Consider the following 24,038-nt stretch of genomic DNA (forward strand, 5'->3'; position numbering starts at 1 on the left):
TTCACTCGTCGGCGGTCACGGCGAGCCCGGCCAGCACGGCCCGGGCCAGCTCCGCCACGTGCGGCGGTTCGACCATGTCCCAGTGGTGGCCCGGCACCGGCGTCACCGTGAGCTCGCCGCGCGTGCGGGCGCGCCAGCTCTCCGGCCGCACCTCCGGGCGGCCCTTCACCGGGTGGGTGCCGGTGGAGGTGATGAGGTGGATGCCGGTGTCGACGACCGCCCGGCAGCGGTAGGCCTCGACGGCGTCCTTGCCGGCCAGGTAGACCCGGGCCATCTGCTCGACGACGGCGTTGCCCGCGACTTCGGAGACCATGCCGCGGTCGCGGGCCTCGGCGAGCATCTCGTCGAGGGTGTCGGTCGCTCCTGGGGCCAGCTTCAGCACGGCCTCGCCGAACCAGGCCAGGGGGTCGCTGGTGTCGGCCTCCGGCAGCGGGTTGCCGTAGTCGTCGACGCCCAGGACGGTCGCGTCGATGACGCACAGGTGCTCGACGGCCCGGCCGGCTTTTTCCAGCTGGGCGGCCATTTCGAACGCCACCGACCCGCCCTGGGACCAGCCCGCGAGTCGGATCGGCCGCTCCCCCACGACCGGGAGCAAGTCCGCGACGAACGCCGCGGCCAGCTCTTCGATGGTGTGCACCGGGTCTTCGCCGGGGGCGAAGCCGGGGGCCTGCAGGCCGAACACCGGCAGTGCCGGGTCCAGTTCGGCGACCAGCTGCAGGTACGGGAACGGGCTTCCGGCAGTGGGCGGCAGCAGGAACAGCGGCGCGACACCCGCCCGGCCCGGCGACAGCGGCACAACCAGTCCCCCGCCGTGGTCCCCGCCGCGGATGAGGTCGGCCAGCGCGCGGATCGTCGGCGCGCGGAACACCTCGGCCAGGCCGACGGTCGCGCCCAGTTCGGCCTTGATCCGGTCGACCAGCACGACCGCCAGGAGCGAGTGGCCGCCGACGTCGAAGAAGCCGTCGGTGACGCCGACGCGGCGGCCGAGCAGGTCCTCCCACAGTTTGGCCAGGGCCATCTCCAGTTCGTCACGCGGCAGCACTCCGGACGTCGACACGGGTGCCGCGTCCGGGGCCGGCAGCGCGACGCGGTCGATCTTGCCGTTCGACGTCAGCGGCAGGGTGTCCAAAGTGGTCAGCGTCGCCGGGACCATGTACTCGGGCAACCGCTCGGAGAGGTGCGCCCGCAGCGCGTCGGCGTCCACAGTGGACGGGGCGACGTACCCGGCGAGCGCGCCGTCGCGGACGACGGCGACCGCCTCGGTGACGCCGGGGCCGCCGACCAGCGCGGCCTCGATCTCGCCCAGTTCGATCCGGTAGCCGCGGACCTTGACCTGGTGGTCGGTGCGGCCGACGAACTCCAGGCGCCCGTCCGGCAGGTATCGGGCCAGGTCGCCGCTGCGGTAGAGCCGGCCGGGGCCGAACGGGTTCGGCACGTACTTCGCCGCGGTCAGGCCGGGGTTGCCGGCGAAGCCGCGCGCGACTCCGGCGCCGCCCGCGTACAGCTCGCCGGTGACGCCGGCCGGGACCGGCCGCAGGTGCTGGTCGAGCAGGTAGACCTCGGTGTTCCAGATCGGCCGGCCGACCGGGATCGGCGTGGTGACGCACTCGTCGGCGGGGAGCAGGTTGATCACGTTGGCCACGGAGGTCTCGGTGTGGCCGTACTCGTTGGCCACCACGACGTCCGGGGCGTGCTCCCGCCAGAACTCCAGCGCCTCCGCCGTGAGCTGCTCGCCGCCGACGACCAGGTGCGCGGCCGCGTCGGCGGCTTCCGGCGTCAGGCAGCGGCGCAGTGGTTCGAGGTGGGCCGGGGTCAGCTTGACGAAGCTGAACTTCCGGCCGCTCGACAGCACGTCCGCGAGGCCCGCCACCGGGTGTTCGTCCTCGGGCACCAGCGTGACGGTCGTGCCGCACAGCAGCGGCAGGAACAGCCCGGTGACGGTGAGGTCGAAGGCGAGCGACGAGTGCACCGGGGCGCCGTCGCCCTCGTCGGCGCGGTAGGCCTGGCGGCACCAGTCCAGGTAGTGCAGCACTCCGCGGTGGCTGATCATCACGCCCTTGGGGCGGCCGGTGGAGCCGGAGGTGTAGATGATGTAGGCGAGGTTCTCCGGGTCGACGACCGGATCCTGCCACGGCACCGGGTCGTCGGCGACCGGCTCGTCGGCCAGGACCACGACGTCGCCGAGGTTCTCACCGGCGTAGCGGCGGGTCGTGACGAGGACGCGGGCGCCGGCCTGGCGGAGCATGTACTCCTTGCGGTCCTGCGGGTACGCGGGATCCAGAGGGATGTAGTGGCCGCCGGTCTTGAGGATGGCCAGCAGCACGGGCAGCAGCAGCGGACCGCGTTCGCAGAGCACGCCGACCGGGGTTTCGACGCCGATGCCGTGCGCTCGCAGCCGCTGGGCCAGCCGGGTGGCCCGGTCGTCCAGCTCGGCGTAGGTCAGCTCGGTCTGTCCACAGCGGACGGCGATGGTGTCCGGAGTGGACAAGGCCTGCGCGGCGATCCGGCCGTGCAGCGTGCCGCGCAGGTAGGGCTCGGCGGTGGCGTTCCAGGTCTCGAGCAGCAGCTTGCGCTCGTCGGCGCCGAGGACGTCCACTTCGGACAGCCGGACGCCGGGCCGCGCGGCCAGCTCGGTGAACAGCCGGACGAAGTGCTCGCCCATCCGGGCCATCCGGACCTCGTCGAACAACGCGGTCGCGTACTCCAGCACACCTTCCACCGAACCGTCGGCCTGGCGGACGAAGGAGATCATGAGGTCGAACTTCGCCGTGCTCGACGGCAGGTCCACGCTCGACACCTTCAGGTCGCCGAGCGCGCCTTCGCCTTCGGAAGCGTCGTAGACGGCGAACATGACCTGGACGACCGGCGTGTGCGCGAGGTCGCGTTCCGGCGCCAGCTCCTTGACCAGGGCCTCGAACGGCAGGTCCTCGTGCGCTTGGTCGGCCAGCCGGGCCACCCGGACGCGGTCGGCGAGGGTGGCGAAGTCCGGGTCGCCGGACAGGTCGCCGCGGGCGACGACGGTGTTCACGAAGAACCCGACCATGTGCTCCAGCTCGGCCCGTCCTCGCCCGGCGACGGGGGTGCCGACGGCGATGTCCTCGCGTCCGGTGTGCCGCCCGAGCACGACGTACGCGGCGGCGAGCAAGGTCATGAACGGCGTCGCGCCCGTCTTCTTCCTCTGCTCGAGCACCGCTTCGGCGGCGGCCGCGGGGATGGTGAAGCGGACCGACGCGCCGTGGTGGTCGCGCTGGGCCGGCCGCGGGCGGTCCGCTGGCAGCTCCAGGGTCTCCAGCCCGGCGAGCCGCTCCCGCCAGTACGCGAGGCCGGCGGTGTGGGCGTCCACCCGGGACTGTTCCCAGGCCGCGAAGTCCGCATAGGACAGTTCGATCGGCGGCAGGTCCGCGCCGGTGTAGAGCTTGCGGAGGTCGTCCATGAGGATCGGCAGGGACCAGCCGTCGCAGGCGATGTGGTGGACGTTCAGCGCCAGCACGTGCCGCTCCGGCGCCTCGCGGACCAGCAGCGCCCGGAACACCGGCCCGGCCGCCAGGTCGAACGGGCGGCTCACGTACTCGGTCAGCACCGCGTCCAGGTCACCTTCGACCACCGGGAGGCCGACCGGCGCCGCGGCCCCGATCACCTGGCGCGGCCGGTTGTTCTCCGCGGTGTACGTCGTGCGCAGGATCTCGTGTCGCGCCACCAAGGCATCGAGGGACCGCCGGAGCGCGCCGACGTCGAGTGCTCCTTCGAGCCGCAGGAGCAACGGCACGGCGTACTCGGCGCTGTCCGGGTCGAGGCGGTCGAGGAACCACAGGCGCTGCTGTCCCGCCGACAGCGGCAGCGGCGCGTCGCGGTCGGCCCGGCCGAACGCGCGGACCGGCGTGGTGGCCGCCCGGCCGCGCAACCGCTTCGCGAGCACCGCGGCCCGCAGCCGCGCGGCGCGCTCGGCGTCGGCCGGCTCGGCGGCGGGGCGGATGTCGAACGTGGTCATGCGCTGGCCTCCTCGGAAAGGGAGTCGAGGAGCTCCTGCTCGGACATGCCGGCGAGCTCGGCCTCGATCTCGGTGTGGACCACGGCGGCGAGCGCGGCGACCGTGGTGGTCTGGAACAGCACGGGCAGGGGCAGGTCCACGCCGAACGCGGCCTGCAGCCGCATGCGGACCTTGGCGGCGAGCACGGAATGCCCGCCGAGGGCGAAGAAGTCGTCGCCGAGCCCGACGCGGGGCACGCCCAGGACCTCGGCCCAGATGTCGGCGATCAGCTGCTCCTCCGGGCTGCTCGGAGCGACGTAGTCCGCCGCCTCCTCGGCCGGTTCGGGCAGCGCGGCCCGGTCGAGCTTGCCGCTCGTGGTGACCGGCAGCGCGTCGAGCACGACGAACGCGCTCGGCACCAGGTGCTCGGGCAGCCGCCGGCCGAGGAACGTCCGCAGCTCGGCGGCCGTGACGTCGCCCGCGACGTAGGCGACCAGGCGTTTCTGCCCGGCCGGGTCGGGCTTGGCGAGCACGACCGCCGCGGTGAGCGCCGGGTGCGCCCGCAGCGCGGACTCGACTTCGCCGAGTTCGATGCGGAAGCCGCGGATCTTGACCTGGTCGTCGGTCCGGCCGAGGAACTCCAGGTCGCCGGCGCGGGTGCGGCGGACGAGGTCGCCGGTGCGGTACATCCGCCCGCCGGCCGGGTTCGCCACGAACCTCAAGGCCGTCAGCCCCGGCCGGCCGAGGTAGCCGCGGGCCAGGCCCGGGCTCGCCACGTACAGCTCGCCCGCCACGCCCGGAGGCACCGGCTGGAGCCGGTCGTCCAGGACGTACGCCAGCGTGTGCTTCAACGCGCTGCCGATGGTCACCGGGGCGCCCACCACCAGGGGTTCGGACACCGTCGAGACGACCGTGGCTTCGGTCGGGCCGTACATGTTGAGCATCCGGCGGCCCGGCGCCCACTTCGCGACCAGCTCGGGCGGGCAGACGTCGCCGCCGACCACGACCGTCCGGAAGTCCGGCAGGTTCGTGTCCTCGACGGTGGCCAGGGCCGCGGGCGGGATCAGCGCGTGCGTCACGCGGCCCTCGGCGAGGACGTCCCGCAGCTGGTCGCCCAGCAGCGGGCCGGGCGGGGTGACGACCAGCGCGGCCCCGGTCATCAGCGACGCGCACAGCTCCAGGATCGAGGCGTCGAAGCTCGGCGACACGTACTGCAGCACCCGGTCGCCCGGCCCGACCTGGTAAGCGGCGATGGTGTTCGCCACCAGGGTGCCGAGGCCGGCGTGGCTGACGACGACACCCTTCGGCCGTCCCGTCGACCCCGACGTGTAGATCACGTACGCCGCGTTCTCCGGTTTCACTTCGACGTCCAGCGGAGCGTCGTCCATTGTGGACGCAGGCAGCTCTTCCAGCGTGAGCACGGGGTTCGCGTCGTCGATCATGTACCGGACGCGCTCGGCCGGATAGCCGGGGTCGATCGGCAGGAACGCCGCGCCGGTCTTGACCACCGCGAGCTGCGCCACGACCAGGTCGGCCGAACGCGGCAGCAGCAGCGCGACCACCGTTTCCGGTGCGGCGCCGCGCTCACGCAGGAGGCGGGCCACGCGGTTGGCGGCCGCGTCCAGTTCGGCGTAGGTGAGCGAATCCGGCCCGGCCACGACGGCCGGGGCGTCCGGGGTCCGCCGGGCCTGGGCTTCGATCAGCCCGGCGAACGTCCCGCCGGGGGCGGTGCCGGCCAGGGGCGCGAGCTCGGCCGCGTCCAACATCGGGACGCGGTCGACCGGTCGCCGCGGGTCGGCCGCGAACCCGGCGAGGAGACGCAGGTAGCGCTCGGCGAACGCGGCGACCGTGTCCTCGTCGAACAGCGCGACCGGGTACTCGAGGACGCCGCCGACCGTGCCGTCGGCCTGCTCGCGCAGCACCATGGCGAGGTCGAACTTCGCCGCGCCGGTTTCGACCCCGACCGGTTCGCAGTCCAGGCCGGCGAACTCCCAGCCACCCTGGGAGACCGTCTGCAGCGCGAACATCAGCTGGACCAGGGGGTTCCGGCTCGGGTCGCGGTCCGGCCGAAGCTCGGCGACGACCCGGTCGAACGGGACTTCCTGGTGGCTGAAGGAGTTCAGCGCCGTCTCGCGGACCCGGTCCAGGAGTTCGGTGAAGCCGGGCGAGCCGGTCAGGTCGGCGCGCAGGGCGAGGGTGTTGACGAACTGGCCGATCAGCCGCTCGGTGTCCGGGTGGTCGCGGCCGGCGACCGGGCTGCCGATCGCGAACTCGCGCAGCCCGGTGTGCCGCGCGACGAGCACCTGGAACCCGGCGAGCAGCGTCATGAACAGGCTCGCCCGGGCTTCCGCACCGACTTCGCCGAGGCGGGTCGCCAGCGCCTCGGGCACGGTGAACTCGTACCGCGCCCCGCGCGGGTCACGCACCGGCGGCCGCGGACGGTCCGTCGGCAGTCGCACCACCTGCGGTACTCCCGCGAGCTGCGTCCGCCAGAACTCGACGTCCGCTTCGCTCGGCTGGGACCAGGCCGCGACGTCGGCGTACTGCACCGGCAGCGGCGGCAGGTCGGCGCCCGCGTAGAGGTCGCGCAGTTCCTCGGCGAGGATGCCTTCGGACCAGCCGTCCAGGACGATGTGGTGCGCCGAGAGGACCAGGACGTGGTCGTCGTCGGTGAGCCGGCCGAGGGCCGCGGCGAACACCGGCCCGGTGGCGAGATCGATGCCGCGCAGCTCAAGGAACGGCTCGATCGCGTCGATGTCGGTGACCGGCAGCGGGACCGGGCCGGCCGGGTCGACGACCTGCCGCGGCTCGCCGTCGATTTCGACGAACCGGGTCCGCAGGATCTCGTGCCGCTCGACCAGCTTGGTCAGCGCGGCGGAGAGGGCGTCGACGTCGAGGGGCCCGCGGAGGCGGACCGCGTTGGGTACCAGGTACTCCGCGCTCGACGGTGCCATCCGGTCGGCCAGCCACATGCCGACCTGGACCCCGGCCAGGGGCGCCGGGCCACTCGCCCGCTTCGGGATGGCCTCGAACTCGCGCTTGGTGGCGCGGGCGACGGCGTCGGCGAGTTCCGCGACCGTGGGCGAGTCGAAGATCAGCCGGATCGGGATGTCCGCCGAGAGCCGTTTGCGCAGCTCGGCGACCACCCGCACGCCCAGCAGGGAGTGTCCGCCCAGGTCGAAGAAGTTGTCGTCGGCGCCGACCCGCTCGACGCCGAGGACGTTCTGCAGCACTTCGGCGACCAGTTCCGCGACCGGGCCTTCCGGAGCGCGGTACTCGGCGCCGGCCGCGGCGGGCGCGGGCAGCGCCTTGCGGTCGATCTTGCCGCTGGTCGTCGTCGGGAACTCGGGCAGCACGCTCAGCGCCGTCGGCACGAGGTAGACGGGCAGCCGGTCGCGCAGCTGCTCGCGGATCTCGACTTCGGTGAGCGTGACACCGGCCTGCGGGGTGACGTACCCGGCGAGCCGCTTGTCGCCCGGCACCGGCTGCCACACCGTGACCGCGGCTTCGCGCACCCCGGGCAATTCCAGGAGGACCTGCTCGACCTCGCCGGGCTCGACGCGGATGCCGCGGATCTTGACCTGCGAGTCCTGGCGGCCGAGGAAGGTCAGCGCGCCGTCGGGGGTGCGCAGGCCGCGGTCGCCGGTGCGGTAGAGCCGCTCCCCCGGCTCGAACGGGCTGGCGAGGAACGCCGACGCCGTCTTGCGCGCGTCGCCCAGATAGCACCGCGCGATGCCGACGCCGCCGATGAACAGGTCGCCGGGGACGCCGACCGGGACCGGCCGCAGGTGCTCGTCGAGGACGTGGATCTGGTTGTTGGCGATCGGCGAGCCGACGCTCACCGAGCCCGCGCCTCGCAAGTCCGCCGGTACGCATTCGCGCATGGTCGAGTCGATCGAGACCTCGGTGGCACCCCACTGGTTGTGCAGGGTGGCGGTGTCGCCGAGGCGGTCGAAGAACAGCTTCAGCAGTTCCGGCTGGAGGGCTTCGCCGCTGGTGATGACGTTGCGGACCGTCTTGAGCGCGGCGCGGTCGGCCGGGGTCAGCTGCTCCAGGAACAGCGTCAGCATGCTCGGGACGAACTGCAGGTTGGCGACCCGGTGCTTGATCGCGCCTTCCAGGATGGCGGCCGGGTCGCGGTGCAGGCCCGGCGGGATCAGCGCGACACGGCCGCCGACGATGAGCGGCCAGAGGCATTCCACGGCGGCGTCGTCGAAGACGAGGGTCGTCTTCTGCAGGACGCCTTCGCCCGGCTGGAGCCGGTAGGTGTCCTGGTGCCAGCGCAGCCGGTTGACCCAGCCGCGGTGGGTGCTCGCGACGCCCTTCGGCTTGCCGGTGGAGCCGGAGGTGTAGTAGATCGAGACCAGGTTGTCCGGGTGGGTGGTGTCCTTCGCCGGTTTCGCTTCACCGTCCAAATCGGACACTTCGAGGAAGGTGACTTGACTCCCTGCCGGGGTCTTCGCACCCTCGTTGACCAGGCAGACCGGCGAGTGCGCGTCGCCGAGGATGCCGAGTACGCGCGGTTCGGGCGCGTCGGTCTCGATCGGGACGAACGCGCCGCCGGCCTTGAGGATGGCGACCAAGCCGACGATCAGGTCGATCGAGCGGTCCATCCGCAGCCCGACCGGGACGTCCGGGCCGACGCCGTGCTCGGCCAGGCGGGCGGCGAGCACGCCCGCACGGCGTTCCAGCCCGGCGTAATCGATGTGGTCATCGAGGTATTCGACGGCGATCGCGTCCGGAGTCTTTTCCGCTTGCTCGGTGATGAGGTGGTGGAGGCAGACGTTCTCGTCGTAGGCGATCTTCGTGTCGTTGACGCCGTGGACGAGGTGGTTCCGCTCGGCCTCGCCGAGGAGGTCCAGTTCGCCGACGGGGGTTTCCGGTGCCTCGGCGATCCGGTGCAGGAGGGTCGTGAAGTGACCGGCCAGCCGCTGGATGGTGGTGGTGTCGAACAGGGCGGTCGGGTACTCGAAGATGCCGGTCAGGGCGCCGTCGGCGTCCTGGGCGAGGGCGAGTTCGAGGTCGAACTTGCTCACCTGGGTGTCGACGGCGAGCTTCTCGACGGTCAGGTCCGGCAGCGCCCAGCCGGCTTCTTCGTTGTTCTGCAGGGCGAACACGATCTGCACGAGGGGCGTGCGGGTGAGGTCGCGCTGCGGGCGGAGGAGTTCGACGATCCGGTCGAAGGGGACGTCGTCGTGGTCGAACGCGGCGAGGGTGCTCGTGCGGACCCTGTGCAGCAGTTCGGTGAAGGCCGGGTCGCCGGTCAGGTCCGCGCGCAGGGGCACGGTGTTGACGAAGTGCCCGATCAGCGGCTCGGTCTGCGGGTGGTTGCGGCCGGACACCGGAGTGCCGATCGCGAAGTCCCGCATGGCGGTGTAGCGGCTGATCAGGACTTCGAAGGCGGCCAGGACGGTCATGAAGAGGCTCGCGCCCTGCTTCGCGCCGAGTTTCTGCAGGCGGTCGACGACCTCGGCGGGGATGTGGACCGGCGTCTTGGCGCCGGCGATGTCCCGGGTGAGCGGCCGCGGCCGATCGGCGGGCAGCTCGGCGACGTGCGGCATGCCGTCGAGTGCGTGGCGCCAGAAGTCGAGCCCGGCCCGGTCGTCAGCGGCGGCTTGCCAGGCGGCGACATCGCCGAACTGCACCGGAAGGGCAGTGGGTTTCACGCCGGCGTAGTGGTCGCGAAGCTCAGTGGCGAGGACGCCCATGGACCACCCGTCGGCGACGATGTGGTGCAGCAGCAGAACGAGGACGTGGTCGCGTTCCGACCCGCGCCCCAGCGCGGCCCGGAAGACGGGGCCGTGCTCGAGGTCGAGCGGGATCTCGAGCTGCGACCGCACGAAGGCGTCGATGTCCGTCACCTCGGTCACCGGCAGCGGCACCGGCCGCACCGGGTCCACCACCTGGACCGGCTCCCCCTCCACCTCGACGAACCGGCTGCGCAGCACCTCGTGCCGCGCCACCACCGCCGACAACGCACCCGCCAAGGCCGCCACGTCGAGGTCGCCCCCGATGCGCAACACGAGCGGCACCAGGTACTCCGCCGAACCCGGCGCGAGCCGCTCGGCGAACCACAACCCGCGCTGCACCGGCGAAAGCGGCGTCCGCGTTCCGCGCGAGCGGACCGGGATCGGCGTGAAGTCCACAGTGGACGCCTCCGGCGCGAGCCGGGCCAACGCGGCGATCGTCGGGGCCTCGAACAGCGCCCGCACGCCCAGCCGCACGCCGAACTCCGTGCGCATCCGGCCGGTCACCTTCGCCGCCAGCAGCGAGTGCCCGCCCAGCGCGAAGAAGTTGTCCTCCACCCCCGGTGACGGGATCCCGAGCACGTCGGCCCAGATCGCGGCGAGCGCGGTCTCCACCGCGTTCCGCGGAGCCACGTGCCCGGCGACGACCCGCTGCGGCGCGGGCAACGCGGCCCGGTCCAGCTTGCCGTTCGCGGTCCGCGGCAGCTCCGCCAAGGGCACGATCGCCGACGGCACCAGGTACTCCGGCAACCGCGCCGCGGCGAACTCCGCCAGCACCGCCGGATCGACCGTCCCGACGACGTAGGCCACCAGCGAGCCGTCCCGGACGACGACCGCGGCCTGCGTGACGCCGTCGTGGCCGGCCAGCACGGCCTGCACCTCGCCCGGCTCGACGCGGAACCCGCGGATCTTGACCTGGTCGTCCGCCCGGCCGGCGTACTCGAGGACACCGTCGGTGGTCCACCGGGCGAGGTCGCCCGTCCGGTACATCCGCTCACCGGACAGGAACGGTGCGGCGACGAACCGCTCGGCCGTCGCACCCGGCGCCCCGAGGTACCCCAGCGCCGTGCCGACGCCGGACAGGTACAGCTCGCCGACGACCCCGGCCGGCACCGGCCGCAGCCGCGCGTCCAGGACGTACGCGTGCTTGCCGGTCAGCGGCCGCCCGATCGGTACCGGCCCGTCGACCGCCGTGACCTCGTGGAACGTGCTGAAGCCCATCGTCTCGGCCGGGCCGTACCCGTTGACCACCGCGACGTGCGGGTACTCCCGCAGCACCTTCGCCAGGTGCGCGGGCGAGGCCGCCTCGCCGCCGGTCATCGCGCGGTGGACCATCGCGAACACCGCCGGGTGCTCGTCGACCAGGAAGTCGAACAGGCTCGCCGAGACGTCCAGGACCGTGACGCCGTGCGTCACGACCAGGTCTTCGATCAGCGCCGGCTCCGGCCGCTGGCCGGGCTGGAGCACGACCGTGCCGCCGGAAAGCAGCGGGCCGAGCAGCTGCGTGCCGAACGCGTCCCACGACACCGGCGCGCACTGCAGCCAGACGTCGTCCGGGCCGAACCCGGCGTAGTCCTGGCCGGTCAGCGTGCCGACGACCGCGCGGTGCGGGGCCGCGACCGCCTTCGGGACGCCGGTCGAGCCGGAGGTGAACATGACGACGGCGAGGTCGTCCGGGCTGCCGGGCAGGCCGAGGACACCGCCGTCGCGGACGGCGATCGCGGCCGCGTCTTCGACGACGTCGATCCGCCGCCACGGCAACGTGCGCCCGTCGGTGAGGACGACCGCGGCCGACGTCCGCCGGAGCGCCGCGACCAGCCGGTCGGCCGGGAAGTCCGTGTCGAGCACGGTGTACGCGGCGCCGGCCTTGAGGACGGCGAGCAGCGCGACGGCCAGCCGCGGCGAGCGTCCGATGTGGACACCGACGAGGTCGCCGGGCCGGACCCCCTCCGCCACCAGGTGCCGGGCGAGCCGGTTGGCCTCGGTGTCGAGCTGCCCGTAGGTGAGCGTCGAGCCCTCGAAGATCAGCGCGGCGGCGTCCGGCGCCCAGGCCGCCTGCCGCTCGACCAGCTCGTGCAGCCGCAGGGCCGGCGCAGTCATCCGGGTCGAGCCGAAAGCCCGCAATTCGGCTCGCTCGCCGGCACCGAGGACGTCCAGGTCTACAACGGACACATCCGGCGTGGCGACGGCCGCGGTCAGGAACCGGGCGAACCGGGCCGCGATCGACTCCGCGGTCCGAGCGTCGAACAGGTCGGTCGCGTACTCCAGCCGGCCGGTCAGCCCGGCCGGCGTGCCGTCGGCGGCGTGGTTCTCCTCGATGCCCGCGGTGAGGTCGAACTTGGCGACGTCCCGGCGGACCGTGACCCCCTCGGTGACCAGCCCGGGCAGGCTGACCTGCGCGGTCGCGTTGTTCTGCAGCACCAGCATCACCTGGAACAGCGGATGCCGGGCCGCCGAGCGCGCGGGGTTCAGTTCCTCGACGACCCGCTCGAACGGGACGTCGGCGTGCGCCAGCGCGGCCAGCCCGGCGTCCCGGACGCGGGTCAGGAGCTGCCGGAACGTCGGCTGCCCGGACACGTCGGTGCGCAGGACCAGGGTGTTGACGAAGAACCCGGCGAGGTCGTCCAACGCGGTGTCGCCGCGGCCCGCGACCGCGGTGCCCAGCGGCACGTCGTCCCCGGCGCCGAGCCGGGACAGCAGGGCCGCGAACCCGGCTTGCAGCGTCATGAACAGCGTCGCGCCGCTCCCCCGGGCCAGGTCGTTCAGTCCCTTGTGGACGTCCGCGCCGAGCGCGAACTCCACCGAGCCACCGCGGTGGCTCGCGACGGCCGGGCGGACCCGGGCGGCGGGCAGCGCCAGCTCCTCGGGTGCGCCGGCGAGGGTGTCGCGCCAGAAGGCCAGCTGGCCGGCGAGCTCCGGCTCGTCGAGGACTTCACGCTGCCACAGCGTGTAGTCCGCGTACTGCACCGGCAACGGCGTCCAGTCCGGCGCGTGCCCGTCGAGGCGGGCCGCGTAGGCGGTGGCCAGGTCGCGCCACAGCGGCGCGGCGGACCAGCCGTCGGACGCGATGTGGTGCAGCACCAGCAGCAGCACGTGGTCGTCGGCGGCCACCGAGACCAGGTGCGCCCGGATCGGCAGCTCGGCACGCAGGTCGAAGACGTGCGCGGCGGCCTCCGCGAGGACGTCGGGCAGTGCGTCCTCAGTGGACTCCGTCACGGTCCACGGCACCTCGAAAGCGGTCAGGATCTCCTGCCACGGCTCGCCTTCGCGGGACGGGAACACCGTCCGCAGCGACTCGTGCCGTCCGACGACGTCGGCCAGCGCCGCTTGCAGCGCGGCCACGTCGAGGGCGCCGCGGAGGCGGAGGGCTCGCGGAACGTCGTAGCCCGCGTTCGCCTCCTCGGCCTGGTCGACGAACCACAGCCGCTGCTGCGCGAACGACAGCGGCAGCCGGTCCGGCCGCTCCCGGCGGGTCACCGGCGGCCGCGCCGGGGCCGCGTCGCCGAGCACCTCGGCGAGCCCGGCGACAGCCGGCGTGCGGAACAGGTCCCGGATGCCCAGCTCGACGCCGAGCACCGCGCGGACGCGGCCGATCAGCCGGGCGGCCAGCAGCGAATGCCCGCCCAGCTCGAAGAACCCGTCGTCCAAACCCACCTCGGGCAGGCCGAGCACTTCGGCGAACAGTCCACACAGGACGTTCTCGGTGACGGTCCGCGGCCGCCGCCGGGACGCCGCCGCGAAGTCCGGCGCGGGCAGCGCGCGGCGGTCGAGCTTGCCGTTCGCGGTCCGGGGCAGCTCGGGCAGCGGCACGATCGCCGACGGCACGAGGTAGTCCGGCAGCCGGTCGGCCAGGTAGGTGCGCAGCGCCGTGGGCTCGGCCGAGCCGACGACGTAGCCGATCAGCCGGCCGTCGCGGACGACGACCGCCGCCTGCTCGACACCGTCGTGGCGCGCCAGCACCGCCCGCACCTCGCCGGGCTCGACGCGGAAGCCGCGGACCTTGACCTGGTCGTCGGCGCGGCCGACGTACTCGAGGACGCCGTCGGCACGCCAGCGGACGAGGTCGCCGGTGCGGTACATCCGCTCCCCCGGGGCGAACGGCGACGCCACGAACCGCTCGGCCGTCGCGGCGGGCAGGCCGCGGTAGCCGTCGGCGAGCCCGTGGCCCGCGAGGTACAGCTCGCCCGTGACACCGGGTGCCACCAGCGCGAGGTGCGCGTCGAGGACGTACGCGCACTTGCTCGCCACGGGCCGGCCGATCGGGATGGCCGTGCCGCCGAGGTCCGCGGCGGTGATCAGGTGGAACGTCGTGTAACCCATGCTCTCGGCCGGGCCGTATCCGTTGATCAGCCGGACGTCCGGGTACTCGCGCAGCGCCTTGGTGACGTGCTCGACGGACGCCGGCTCGCCGCCGGTCATCGCCCGGCGCAGCACGGTGAAGACCCGCGGTTCCTGGTCGAGGAGGTAGTTGAACAGGCTGGCCGACGCGTGCAGCACGGTGACGCCGTGTTCGACGACCAGCGCGGCGATCCGCTCCGGCTCGGGGTTCTGGCCGGGCTGCAGGACCGTCCGGCCGCCGTAGAGCAGGGCGCCGAACAGCTGGAGCGCGAAGCCGTCCCACGAGACCGGCGCGCACTGCAGCCACACCTGGCCGGCGTCGAAGGTCGCGTAGCCCTGGCCCATGGTCGCGACGACCCCGCGGTGCGACGTCGCGACGCCCTTGGGAACGCCGGTCGAGCCGGAGGTGAACATGACGCACGCCAGGTCGGCCGGGGTCAGCTCGACGCCGGGGTTCGTGCGGTCGGGGTGGCTCGGCAGGGACTTCAGCACCCGCTGGACGCCCGCCTGCTCGGTGACCGCGGCCAGGCGCTCGGCCGGGTAGCTCGGGTCCAGGAGGGTGTAGGCGGCACCGGACTTGAGCACGCCGAGCACCGCGATCGCGAAGTCGAAGCCGCGCTCCATCAGGACACCGACCACTTCGCCGCGCCGGACGCCGTCGGCGATGAGGTGGTGGGCGACCTCGTTGGCCCGGGCGTTCAGCTCGCCGTAGGTCAGCGACTCGCCCTCGAACAGGATCGCGACGGCGTCGGGGTCCTGCCGCTCGACGATCGTGTGCAGGCAGTCCCGCGGCGTCGGCGCGAGGGAAAGCGCGTGGCCCGCCTCGAGGACCAGGTCACGTTCGGCCGTGGTGAGGACGTCGAAGGCCGCGACCGACGTCGTGGGTGCGTCGGCGATCTGCGCCAGCAGCCGGACGAACGCCGTCGCCAGCCGCTCGGCGGTGGCGGCGTCGAACAGCGCCGTGGCGTACTCGAAGGCACCGGTGATCCCGCCACCGTCGGCGCGCTCCTCCAGCGCGGCGGTGAGGTCGAACTTGGCGACCGCGCGGGCCACCTCGTACGGCTCGGTGTCCACTCCGGACAGTGCGATGGGCGGATTGTCCTGCTGCAGCACGAGCATAACCTGGAACAGCGGGTGCCGCGCGGCCGACCGCGCCGGGTTCAGCTCCTCGACCAGGCGCTCGAACGGGACGTCGTCGTGCTCGAACGCGCTCAGGTCGGCTTCGCGGACGCGGTCCAGCAGCTCGGTGAACGCCGGGGCGCCGCTGACGTCGGTGCGCAGGACGACGGTGTTGACGAAGAAGCCGACGAGGTCGTCGAGGACCGGGTCGGGCCGCCCGGCGACCGGGGTGCCGATCGGGACGTCGTCGCCGGCGCCGAACCGCGCCAGCAGCGTCGCGAGCGCGGCCTGCAGGACCATGAAGAGGGTCGCGCGCTGCCCGGCCGCCAGTTCGAGGAGCCGGGTGTGCAGCTCGGCCGGGATCTCGACGGCCGCGGACCCGCCGGCGTGGTCCGCGGTGGCGGGCCGGACGCGGTCGTAAGGCAGCGCCAGTTCCTCGGGCAGGCCGGCGAGGGCCTCCGCCCAGTAGGCGACGTCGCTGTCGAGTTCCCGTTGCCACAGCGTGTAATCCGCGTACTGGACCGGCAACGGTGTCCACTCGGGAGCGTGGCCGTCGAGCCGGGCGGCGTACGCGTCGGCCAGGTCGCTCAGCAGGACCGGGATCGACCAGCCGTCCCCGGCGATGTGGTGGGTCAGCACGAGCAGGACGTGCTCGTTCCCCTCGCCGAACAGCCACGACCGCACGGGCGGGGCGGCGGCCAGGTCGAACGGCGTCCGCGCGGCCTCGGCGACCGAGCCGGTGCCGATCTCGAACGGGACCTCGAAGGAGTCCAGGATCACCTGGTACGGCCCGGACTCGTCCTCGGCGTAGTACGTGCGCAGGGCTTCGTGGCGACCGGCCACATCGGACAGTGCGGCCGCCAGCGCGGAAGCGTCGACGTCGCCGCGCAGCCGCAACGCGATCGGCATGTGGTACGCGGTGTCCTCATTATCCATCCGGGCCAGGAACCACAGCCGCTCCTGACCGGGCGCCAAGGGCAGGCGGTCCGGCCGCGGGCGCCGCGTGACGGCCGGGCGCGCCGCGACGGCGTCCCCGAGGCTCTCACTGAGCCCGGCGACCGTCGGGGTCGCGAACAGCGCCCGCACGGTGACGTCGAGGCCGAGCACCGCGCGGATCCGCCCGGCCAGCCGGGTGGCCAGCAACGAGTGCCCGCCCAGGTCGAAGAAGCCGTCGTCGATACCGACCTCGGGCACCCCGAGGACCTCGGCGAACAGCTCGCACAGCGCGTGCTCACGCGCGGTGCGCGGCACCCGGCCGGCGCCGCTCTCCAGGGCCGGGGCGGGCAGGGCCTTGCGGTCGAGCTTGCCGTTCGGGGTCCGCGGCAGCTCGTCGAGCAACACGAACGCCGACGGGACCATGTACCCCGGCAGCGCGGCCGCGAGGTGGCGGCGCAGCTCTTCGACGTCGACCGGCTCGCTGGGCACGACGTAGGCGACCAGGCGCTTGTCGCCGGGCCGGTCCTCGCGGACGACGACCGCGCGCAGCGCCACGGCCGGGTGCGCGGCCAGCACGGTCTCGATCTCGCCCAGCTCGATGCGGAAGCCGCGGATCTTGACCTGGTGGTCGACGCGGCCGAGGAACCGGATCTCGCCGTCGCGGCGGCGGGCGACCAGGTCGCCCGTGCGGTACATCCGCTCCCCGGCCGCGAACGGCGAGGCGACGAACCGGTCCGCGGTCAGGTCGGGCCGGCCGAGGTAGCCGCGCACGACGCCGTCGCCCGCGAGGTACAGCTCACCCGGGACCCCCGGCGGCACCGGCCGCAGCGCGCGGTCGAGCACGTGGACCTGCGTGTTCGCGATCGCCGTGCCGATGGTCGGCGAGCCTTCGCCGACGCGAGCGGTCGTCGACCAGATCGTCGTCTCGGTCGGGCCGTACATGTTGGTGACCGACGCGGCCCGCGCTCGCAGCGCGACGGCGAGGTCGTCGGGCAGGGCTTCGCCGCCGACCAGGACGTGCACGTCCGAGAGGTCGACGGGCTCGGCCAGCAGGGCGTGGAACAGGCTCGGCGTGGCCTGCAGGAGCGTGACGTCCTCGGCGAGCGCGGCCAGGGCGCGCGTGTCGCGCACGTCCTCGCGGCTCGCGAGCACGACCGTGGCCCCGGCGAGCAGGGGGGCGAAGATCTCCAGGCCGGCGATGTCGAAGCCGACGGTCGTGACCGCGAGGAGCCGGTCGCCGGCGGTCATCCCGAACCGGTCCACCATGTCGAGGAGGAAGTTCAGCAGCGGCCGCCGAGGGACGACGACACCCTTGGGGCGGCCGGTCGAGCCGGACGTGAAGATCACGTACGCCGGGCTGTCCGGCGACGCGGTGTGGTCGAGGTTGCCGGTCTCGTCGGCGAAGACGAGGTCGTCGCTGTGGAGCACCAGGGCCGGGTCGGCGTCCTCCAGCATCATCGCCAGGCGGTCGGCCGGGTACTCCAGGTCGAGCGCGAGGTAGCCGGCGCCGGTCTTGAGCACGGCGAGCATCGCGACGATCAGCTGCTCGTCGCGCGGCAGCGCCAGGGCGACGTACCGCTCGGGCCCGGCACCGCGGGCGGCCAGGTGGTGGGCGAGCCGGTTGGCCCGGGTGTTCAGCTCGGCGTAGGTCAGCGTCGTCGCGCCGAACTCCAGCGCCGGAGCGTCCGGCGTGGCCGCGGCCCGGGCCTCGAACAGCTCGATGACCGACGTGTCCGGCAGCGACCGCGCCGTCTCGCGGTTGGCTGAGTCGATCGCGGTGCGCTCACCGTCCGACAACAGGTCCACTGTGGACAAGGCGGTTCCGGGCGCGTCGACGGCGGCCTCGAGCAGCCGGACGAACCGGTCTGCGAGGTCGGCCGCGGTGCCGTCGTCCAGAAGGTCGGTCGCGTACTCCAGGTACCCGCCGATGCCGGCCGGCCGGCCGTCGGCGCCGGTGTTCTCCTCCAGGTTGAGGGTGAGGTCGAACTTGGCCGTCTCGGTCGTCACCGGCACGTCCGCCGCGGCCAGGCCGGGCAGGGTCAGGTTGGTCGCGACGTTGTTCTGCAGCGCCAGCATGACCTGGAACAGCGGGTGCCGCGCGGTCGAGCGCGCCGGGTTGAGCTGTTCGACGACCCGCTCGAACGGGACGTCGGCGTGGTCGAACGCGGTCAGCGCGGTCTCGCGGACCCGCCGCACGAGCTCGGTGAAGGTGGGGTCGCCGCTGAGGTCCGTGCGCAGGACGAGCGTCGTGACGAAGAAGCCGACGAGGTCGTCGAGTGCGGCGTCGGGACGGCCGGCCGAGGGGGTGCCGACGGCGACGTCGTCCCCGGCGCCGAGGCGCGAGAGCAACGCGGCGAACCCGGCCTGCAGCACCATGAACAGTGTCGCGTGCTCACCGCGGGCGAGGTCGAGCAGCCGCGCGTGCAGGTCCGCGTCGAGGCGCACCGGCAGCGTGGCGCCGCGGTGGCTCGCGACCGGCGGGCGCGGGTGGTCGAAGGGCAGGCTGATCTCGTCGGGCAGCCCGGCGAGCGCTTCGGCCCAGTAGCCGAGGGAGTCGTCGGTCAGCTCCTGTTGCCACAGCGCGTAGTCCGCGTACTGGACCGGCAGCGGAGTCCACTTCGGAGTCTCACCGGTGACGCGGGCGGCGTAGGCCGTCGACAGGTCACGCAGCAGCGGGGCGAAGGACCAGCCGTCGCTGGCGATGTGGTGGGTGACGATCACGAGGACATGGTCGTCGCCCTCGCGCCGCAGCGCCGCGCGGATCGGCAGGTCGGTGGCCAGGTCGAACTCGCGCGCGGCGAACTCGGCGACGTCCACTGCTTCTTCGGTCCACGGCAGCTCGGTGAGCGGCCGGACCTCCTGGCGCGGCACGCCGTCGGTGTCCGGGAACACCGTCCGCAGGGCCTCGTGGCGCTCGATCACGTCGGCGAACGCTTGGCGCAGCGCCGTGACGTCGAGGGTGCCGGTCAGCCGCAACGCGCGCGGCACGTTGTAGGTCGCGCCGGCCCGGTCGAGCTGCTCGACGAACCACAGGCTGCGCTGCGCCGACGACAGCGGCAGGACGTCCGGGCGCGGCCGGGCCACGACGGCGGGCCGGGCGGCCCGGGCGCTGTCCAGGACGGCGGCCAGGCCGGCGACGGTCGGCGCGCGGAAGACGTCGGCGACGCCGATCCGGGCCCCCAGCACCGAACCGATGCGGGCGACGAGCCGGGCGGCGAGCAGCGAGTGCCCGCCGAGGGCGAAGAACCCGTCTTCGACGCCGACCGTCTCGACACCGAGGACGTCGGCGAAGAGTCCACAGAGGACTTCTTCACGCGGGGTGCGCGGCGCGCGGGTCGTGCTGGTGCGCTCGGGCACGGGCAGGGCCCGGTGGTCGAGCTTGCCGTTGGGGGTCAACGGAAGCGCGTCGAGCCGGACGAACGCGCTCGGCACCAGGTGTTCCGGCAGCCGTTCGGCGAGATACGCCCGGAAGTCGGCGGGCTCGCCGACGACGTAGGCGACCAGGAGCTTCTGACCCGGCCGGTCTTCGCGGACGACGACCGCGGACTCGGTGACCGCCGGGTGGGTGCCCAGCGCGGTCCGGACTTCGCCCGGTTCGACGCGGAACCCGCGGATCTTGACCTGGTCATCGGCGCGGCCGACGTACTCGAGGACGCCGTCGGCGCGGCGGCGCACCAGGTCGCCGGTGCGGTACATCCGCTCCCCCGCCGCGAACGGCGAGGCGACGAACCGCTCGGCGGTCAAGCCGGGGCGGCCGACGTAGCCGTCCGCGATGCCGCCGCCCGCGGCGTACAGCTCGCCGACGACGCCGGGGGCGACCGGCCGCAGCCGCTCATCCAGAACGTACGCGCGCTTGCCGTTCAGCGGCACGCCGATCGGGATGGGCGCGCCGAGGTCGGCTCGTGTGACGCGGTGCGAGCTGACGAAGATCATGTTCTCGACCGGGCCGTAGGCGTTGGTGAACGTCACGTCCGGGAAGCTGTCCAAGGCCTTGGCCAGGTGCGTGACCGAGGCGACCTCGCCGCCGGTGTAGACGTTGCCGACCCGCGTGAAGACGACCGGGTACTCGTCGAGGAGGAAGTTGAGCAGGCTGGCGGAGACGAACATCGTCGTGACGCCGTGCCGCTCGACAAGGTCGGCGATGAGCGCGGGCTCGGGCTTCGGCCCGGGCTGCAGGACGCAGGCGGCACCGGTGAGCAGGGCGCCGAACAGCTCGAACGCGAAGGCGTCCCAGGAGACCGGCGCGGTCTGCAGCCAGACGTCGCCGCCGTAGCCCTGGCCGAGGATCGTGGTCGCGACGGCTTCGTGCGACGCGACGACGCCCTTGGGCGTGCCCGTGGAGCCGGAGGTGAACATGACGCAGGCGGGCCCGGCCGGGGACACCGTGCGTCGCGGGGCCGCCGACGTGGGCTTCGCGAAAGACAGGTCGTCGAGCACGATGGGCGCGTCGACCTGCTCGGCCAGCAGCTGCCGGCGTTCGGCGGGGAACGACGGGTCCAGGAGTGTGTACCCGCACCCGGCCTTGAGCACGCCGAGGATCGCGGTGACCAGGTCCGGGCCGCGGTCGAGGCAGATCGCGATGATCCGGCCGGGCTCGACGCCGGTCAGCAGCGCGGCGACGCCGTTGGCGCGGGTGTCCAGCTCGGCGTAGGTGACGACCTGGTCCTCGAACAGCAGCGCGGTGCGGTCCGGCGTGCGCCGGGCGTGGCCCTCGATGACTTCGTGCAGCGTGACGGCCGGGGCGGCGGGCGCGAGCATGCCGCCCGTCTCGGCCTGGTGCCGCTCGGCCGGGTCGAGGAGGTCGAGGTCGCCGATGCGGGTGTCCGGGTTCGCGGCGACGGCGGCCAGGACACGCAGGAGGCGGCCGGCCAGCGTGGCGGCGGTGGCGCGGTCGAACAGGTCGCTCGCGAACTCCAGCAGGCCGGTCAGCTCGCCGTCGCGCTCCTCGAAGATCGCGGCCAGGTCGAACTTCGCGTAGCCGATGTCGACGCGTTCGCCGGTGGCGCGGACGCCGTCGAGGTTCAGTTCGGCGGCGAGGTTGTTCTGCAGGACGAGCAGCACCTGGAACAGCGGGTGCCGGCCGAGCGAGCGAGCCGGATTGAGGTCCTCGACGACCCGCTCGAACGGCACCTCGGAGTGCTCGAACGCGGCCAGGCACGTCTCGCGGGCGCGGTCCAGGAGCTCGCGGAACGTCGGATCGCCGCCGGTGGCCGAGCGCAGTACGACGGTGTTGACGAAGAACCCGACGAGGTCGTCGAGGGCGGCGTCCGTGCGGCCGGCGACCGGCGAGCCGACCGGGACGTCGTCGCCCGCGCCGAGGCGGGTGAGCAGGGCGGCGAACGCGGCCTGCAGGACCATGAACAGCGTCGCGCCTTCGGCCGCGGCGAGGTCGGCCAGCTTGCGGTGGACGTCGGCGGGGACGTCCATCGGCACGACACCGCCGCGGTGGCTCGCGACCGCCGGGCGCGGGCGGTCGGCGGGCAGCGGCAGTTCTTCGGGCAGCCCGGCCAGGGCGTCCCGCCAGTACGCGAGGTCGCGCTCGACGGGGAGTTCCTGTTGCCACAGCGTGTAGTCCGCGTACTGGACCGGCAGGGGCGTCCACTTCGGAGGGTTGCCGGTGACGCGGGCGGTGTAGGCGGTGGACAGGTCGCGCAGGAGCGGGGCGAAGGACCAGCCGTCGCTCGCGATGTGGTGCACGACCAGCAGCAGCACGGCGGTGTCGCCGGGCAGGGTGAACAGCGTCGCGCGGATCGGCAGGTCACGGGCGAGGTCGAAGCCGGCCTCGGTGGCCGCGGTCAGGTCGGTGGCCAAGGTGTCCTCAGTGGACCATTTGATCACCAGTGGGACTTCGCCGGAAGACAGGATGTGCTGGACCGGCTCGTCGCCGTCGCGGGTGAAGATCGTGCGGAGGGCTTCGTGGCGGGCCACGACGTCCCCGACGGCCAGCCGCAGCACGTCGGCGTCGATCGGGCCGTCGAGGCGGACGGCCTGCGGGACGTGGTAGCTCGCGTTCCGGGTGTCGGCCTGGTCGAGGAACCACAGCCGGCGCTGCGCGAACGACAGCGGCATCGGCTCGGGACGGCGGCGCGGGGTCAGGGCCGGGCGGGCCGCGGGCGCGTCTTCGAGCAGTTCGGCCAGGCCGGCCGGGGTCGGCGCGCGGAAGACGTCGCCGATGCCGGCCTCGACGCCGAGCGTCGCGCGGATCCGGGAGACGAGCTTGGCGGCCAGGAGGGAGTGGCCGCCGAGGGCGAGGAAGCCGTCGTCGATGCCGACGCCGTCGACACCGAGGATTTCGGAGAACAGCTCGCACAACGCGGCCTCACGCGGGGTGCGTGGGGCGCGACCGGTGCGGGCGGCGGACCAGTCCGGTGCGGGGAGGGCCTTGCGGTCGAGCTTGCCGCTCGGGGTCAGCGGCAGGTCTTCCAGCACGACGAACGCGGCCGGGACCATGTACTCCGGCAGGTTTTCGGCCAGAGCCGCACGCAGGGCGTCGACGTCGGGTGCGGCGCCGTCCGGGACGACGTAACCGACCAGGCGCTGGTCGCCTTCGCGGTCCTCACGGGCCAGGACGCAGGAGCCGCCGACGCCGGGCTGGCGGTCGAGGACGGCCTCGATCTCACCGAGCTCGACGCGCAGGCCGCGGATCTTGACCTGGTGGTCGGTGCGGCCGAGGTAGTGCAGGGCTCCTTCGTCGGACCAGCGGGCGAGGTCACCGGTGCGGTACATCCGCTCCCCCGGCGCGAACGGGCTCGCCACGAACCGCTCGGACGTCAGGCCGGGCCGGCCGTGGTAGCCGCGGGCCAGCTGGATCCCGGCGAGGTACAGCTCGCCGGCGACACCCGGTGCGACCGGCTTCAACTCGGCGTCGAGGACATAGGTGCGGGTGTTCCACACCGGACGTCCGATGGGGACGGACGTCTCCTCGGGCCGGCACGCCCAGTACGTGACGTCGACCGAGGCTTCCGTGGGGCCGTACAGGTTGTGCAGTTCGACGCCGGGAAGCGTGGCGAAGAACCTGGCCTGCAGCTCGGCGGGCAGGGCTTCGCCGCTGCACAGGACGCGGCGGAGGCCGGTGCAGGTCGCGGCGGCGGGGTCGAGCAGGAACGCCTGCAGCATCGACGGGACGAAGTGGACGGTCGTGATCCGCTCGGCGCGGATGAGCTCGGCCAGGTAAGCCGGATCGCGGTGCCCGCCGGGGCGGGCGACGACGAGCGTGGCGCCGGTCAGCAGCGGCCAGAAGAACTCCCAGACGGAGACGTCGAAACTGGACGGCGTCTTCTGCAGGACGCGGTCGCCGGCGGTGAGGCCGTATTCCGCCTGTGTCCACATGAGACGGTTGACGACGCCCTCGTGCGGGACCAGGACACCCTTGGGGCGGCCGGTGGAGCCGGAGGTGTAGATGGCGTACGCGAGGTCCTTGGTGGACGTCGTTGGTTCCGGGGCCGGGCGGGCAGCGAAGTCCACGGCGTCGAGGAGGATGGTCTCGGCGTCGATTCTGCCGGCGAGGTGGGTCTGGGTGAGGACGACCGGCGCGGCGCTGTCGGCGACCATGTAGGCCAGCCGGTCGGCCGGGTAGTCCGGGTCGAGCGGGACGTAGGCGCCGCCGGCCTTGAGCACCCCCAGCAGGGCGATCACCAGTTCAAGGCTGCGGTCGGCACAGACGCCGGTGAGGACACCGGGGCCCACGCCCCGCTCGACCAGGAGATTCGCGAGCCCGTCGGCCCGCCGGTGGAGTTCGCGGTAGGTCAGGGACTCGCCTTCGAACACCAGCGCCGTCGCGTCCGGGGTGCGGGCCGCCTGCTCGGCGAGCAGCCGGGTGAGCGTGCGGCCCGCCTCCGGGACGTCGGTGGTGGTGTCGTTCCAGGCCGCCAGCAGCTGCCGGGCGTCGTGGTTCACGGTGATCAGCTCCAGTTCGTTCACTGCCGGCGGGG

At 73.4% G+C, this 24,038-nt stretch carries 2 protein-coding genes; both read right to left on the reverse strand.

The window, feature by feature from the left end:
- Position 1 precedes the first annotated feature (1 nt).
- On the reverse strand, positions 2-3,988 hold the full coding sequence (locus BLV96_RS09370; RefSeq protein WP_086679145.1) for a non-ribosomal peptide synthetase: 3,987 nt from the start codon (positions 3,986-3,988) through the stop codon (positions 2-4).
- On the reverse strand, positions 3,985-24,027 hold the full coding sequence (locus BLV96_RS09375) for a non-ribosomal peptide synthetase (RefSeq protein WP_091388984.1): 20,043 nt from the start codon (positions 24,025-24,027) through the stop codon (positions 3,985-3,987). The genes BLV96_RS09370 and BLV96_RS09375 overlap by 4 nt, the downstream gene beginning before the upstream one ends.
- Positions 24,028-24,038: the final 11 nt, after the last annotated feature.

Source organism: Amycolatopsis pretoriensis (genome assembly GCF_900107925.1).
Classification (GTDB): domain Bacteria; phylum Actinomycetota; class Actinomycetes; order Mycobacteriales; family Pseudonocardiaceae; genus Amycolatopsis; species Amycolatopsis pretoriensis.

Bases quoted from the DNA above. Each gene is read 5' to 3' on its own strand.
- BLV96_RS09370 (WP_086679145.1), bottom strand. From the start codon at position 3,988: ATGACCACGTTCGACATCCGCCCCGCCGCCGAGCCGGCCGACGCCGAG.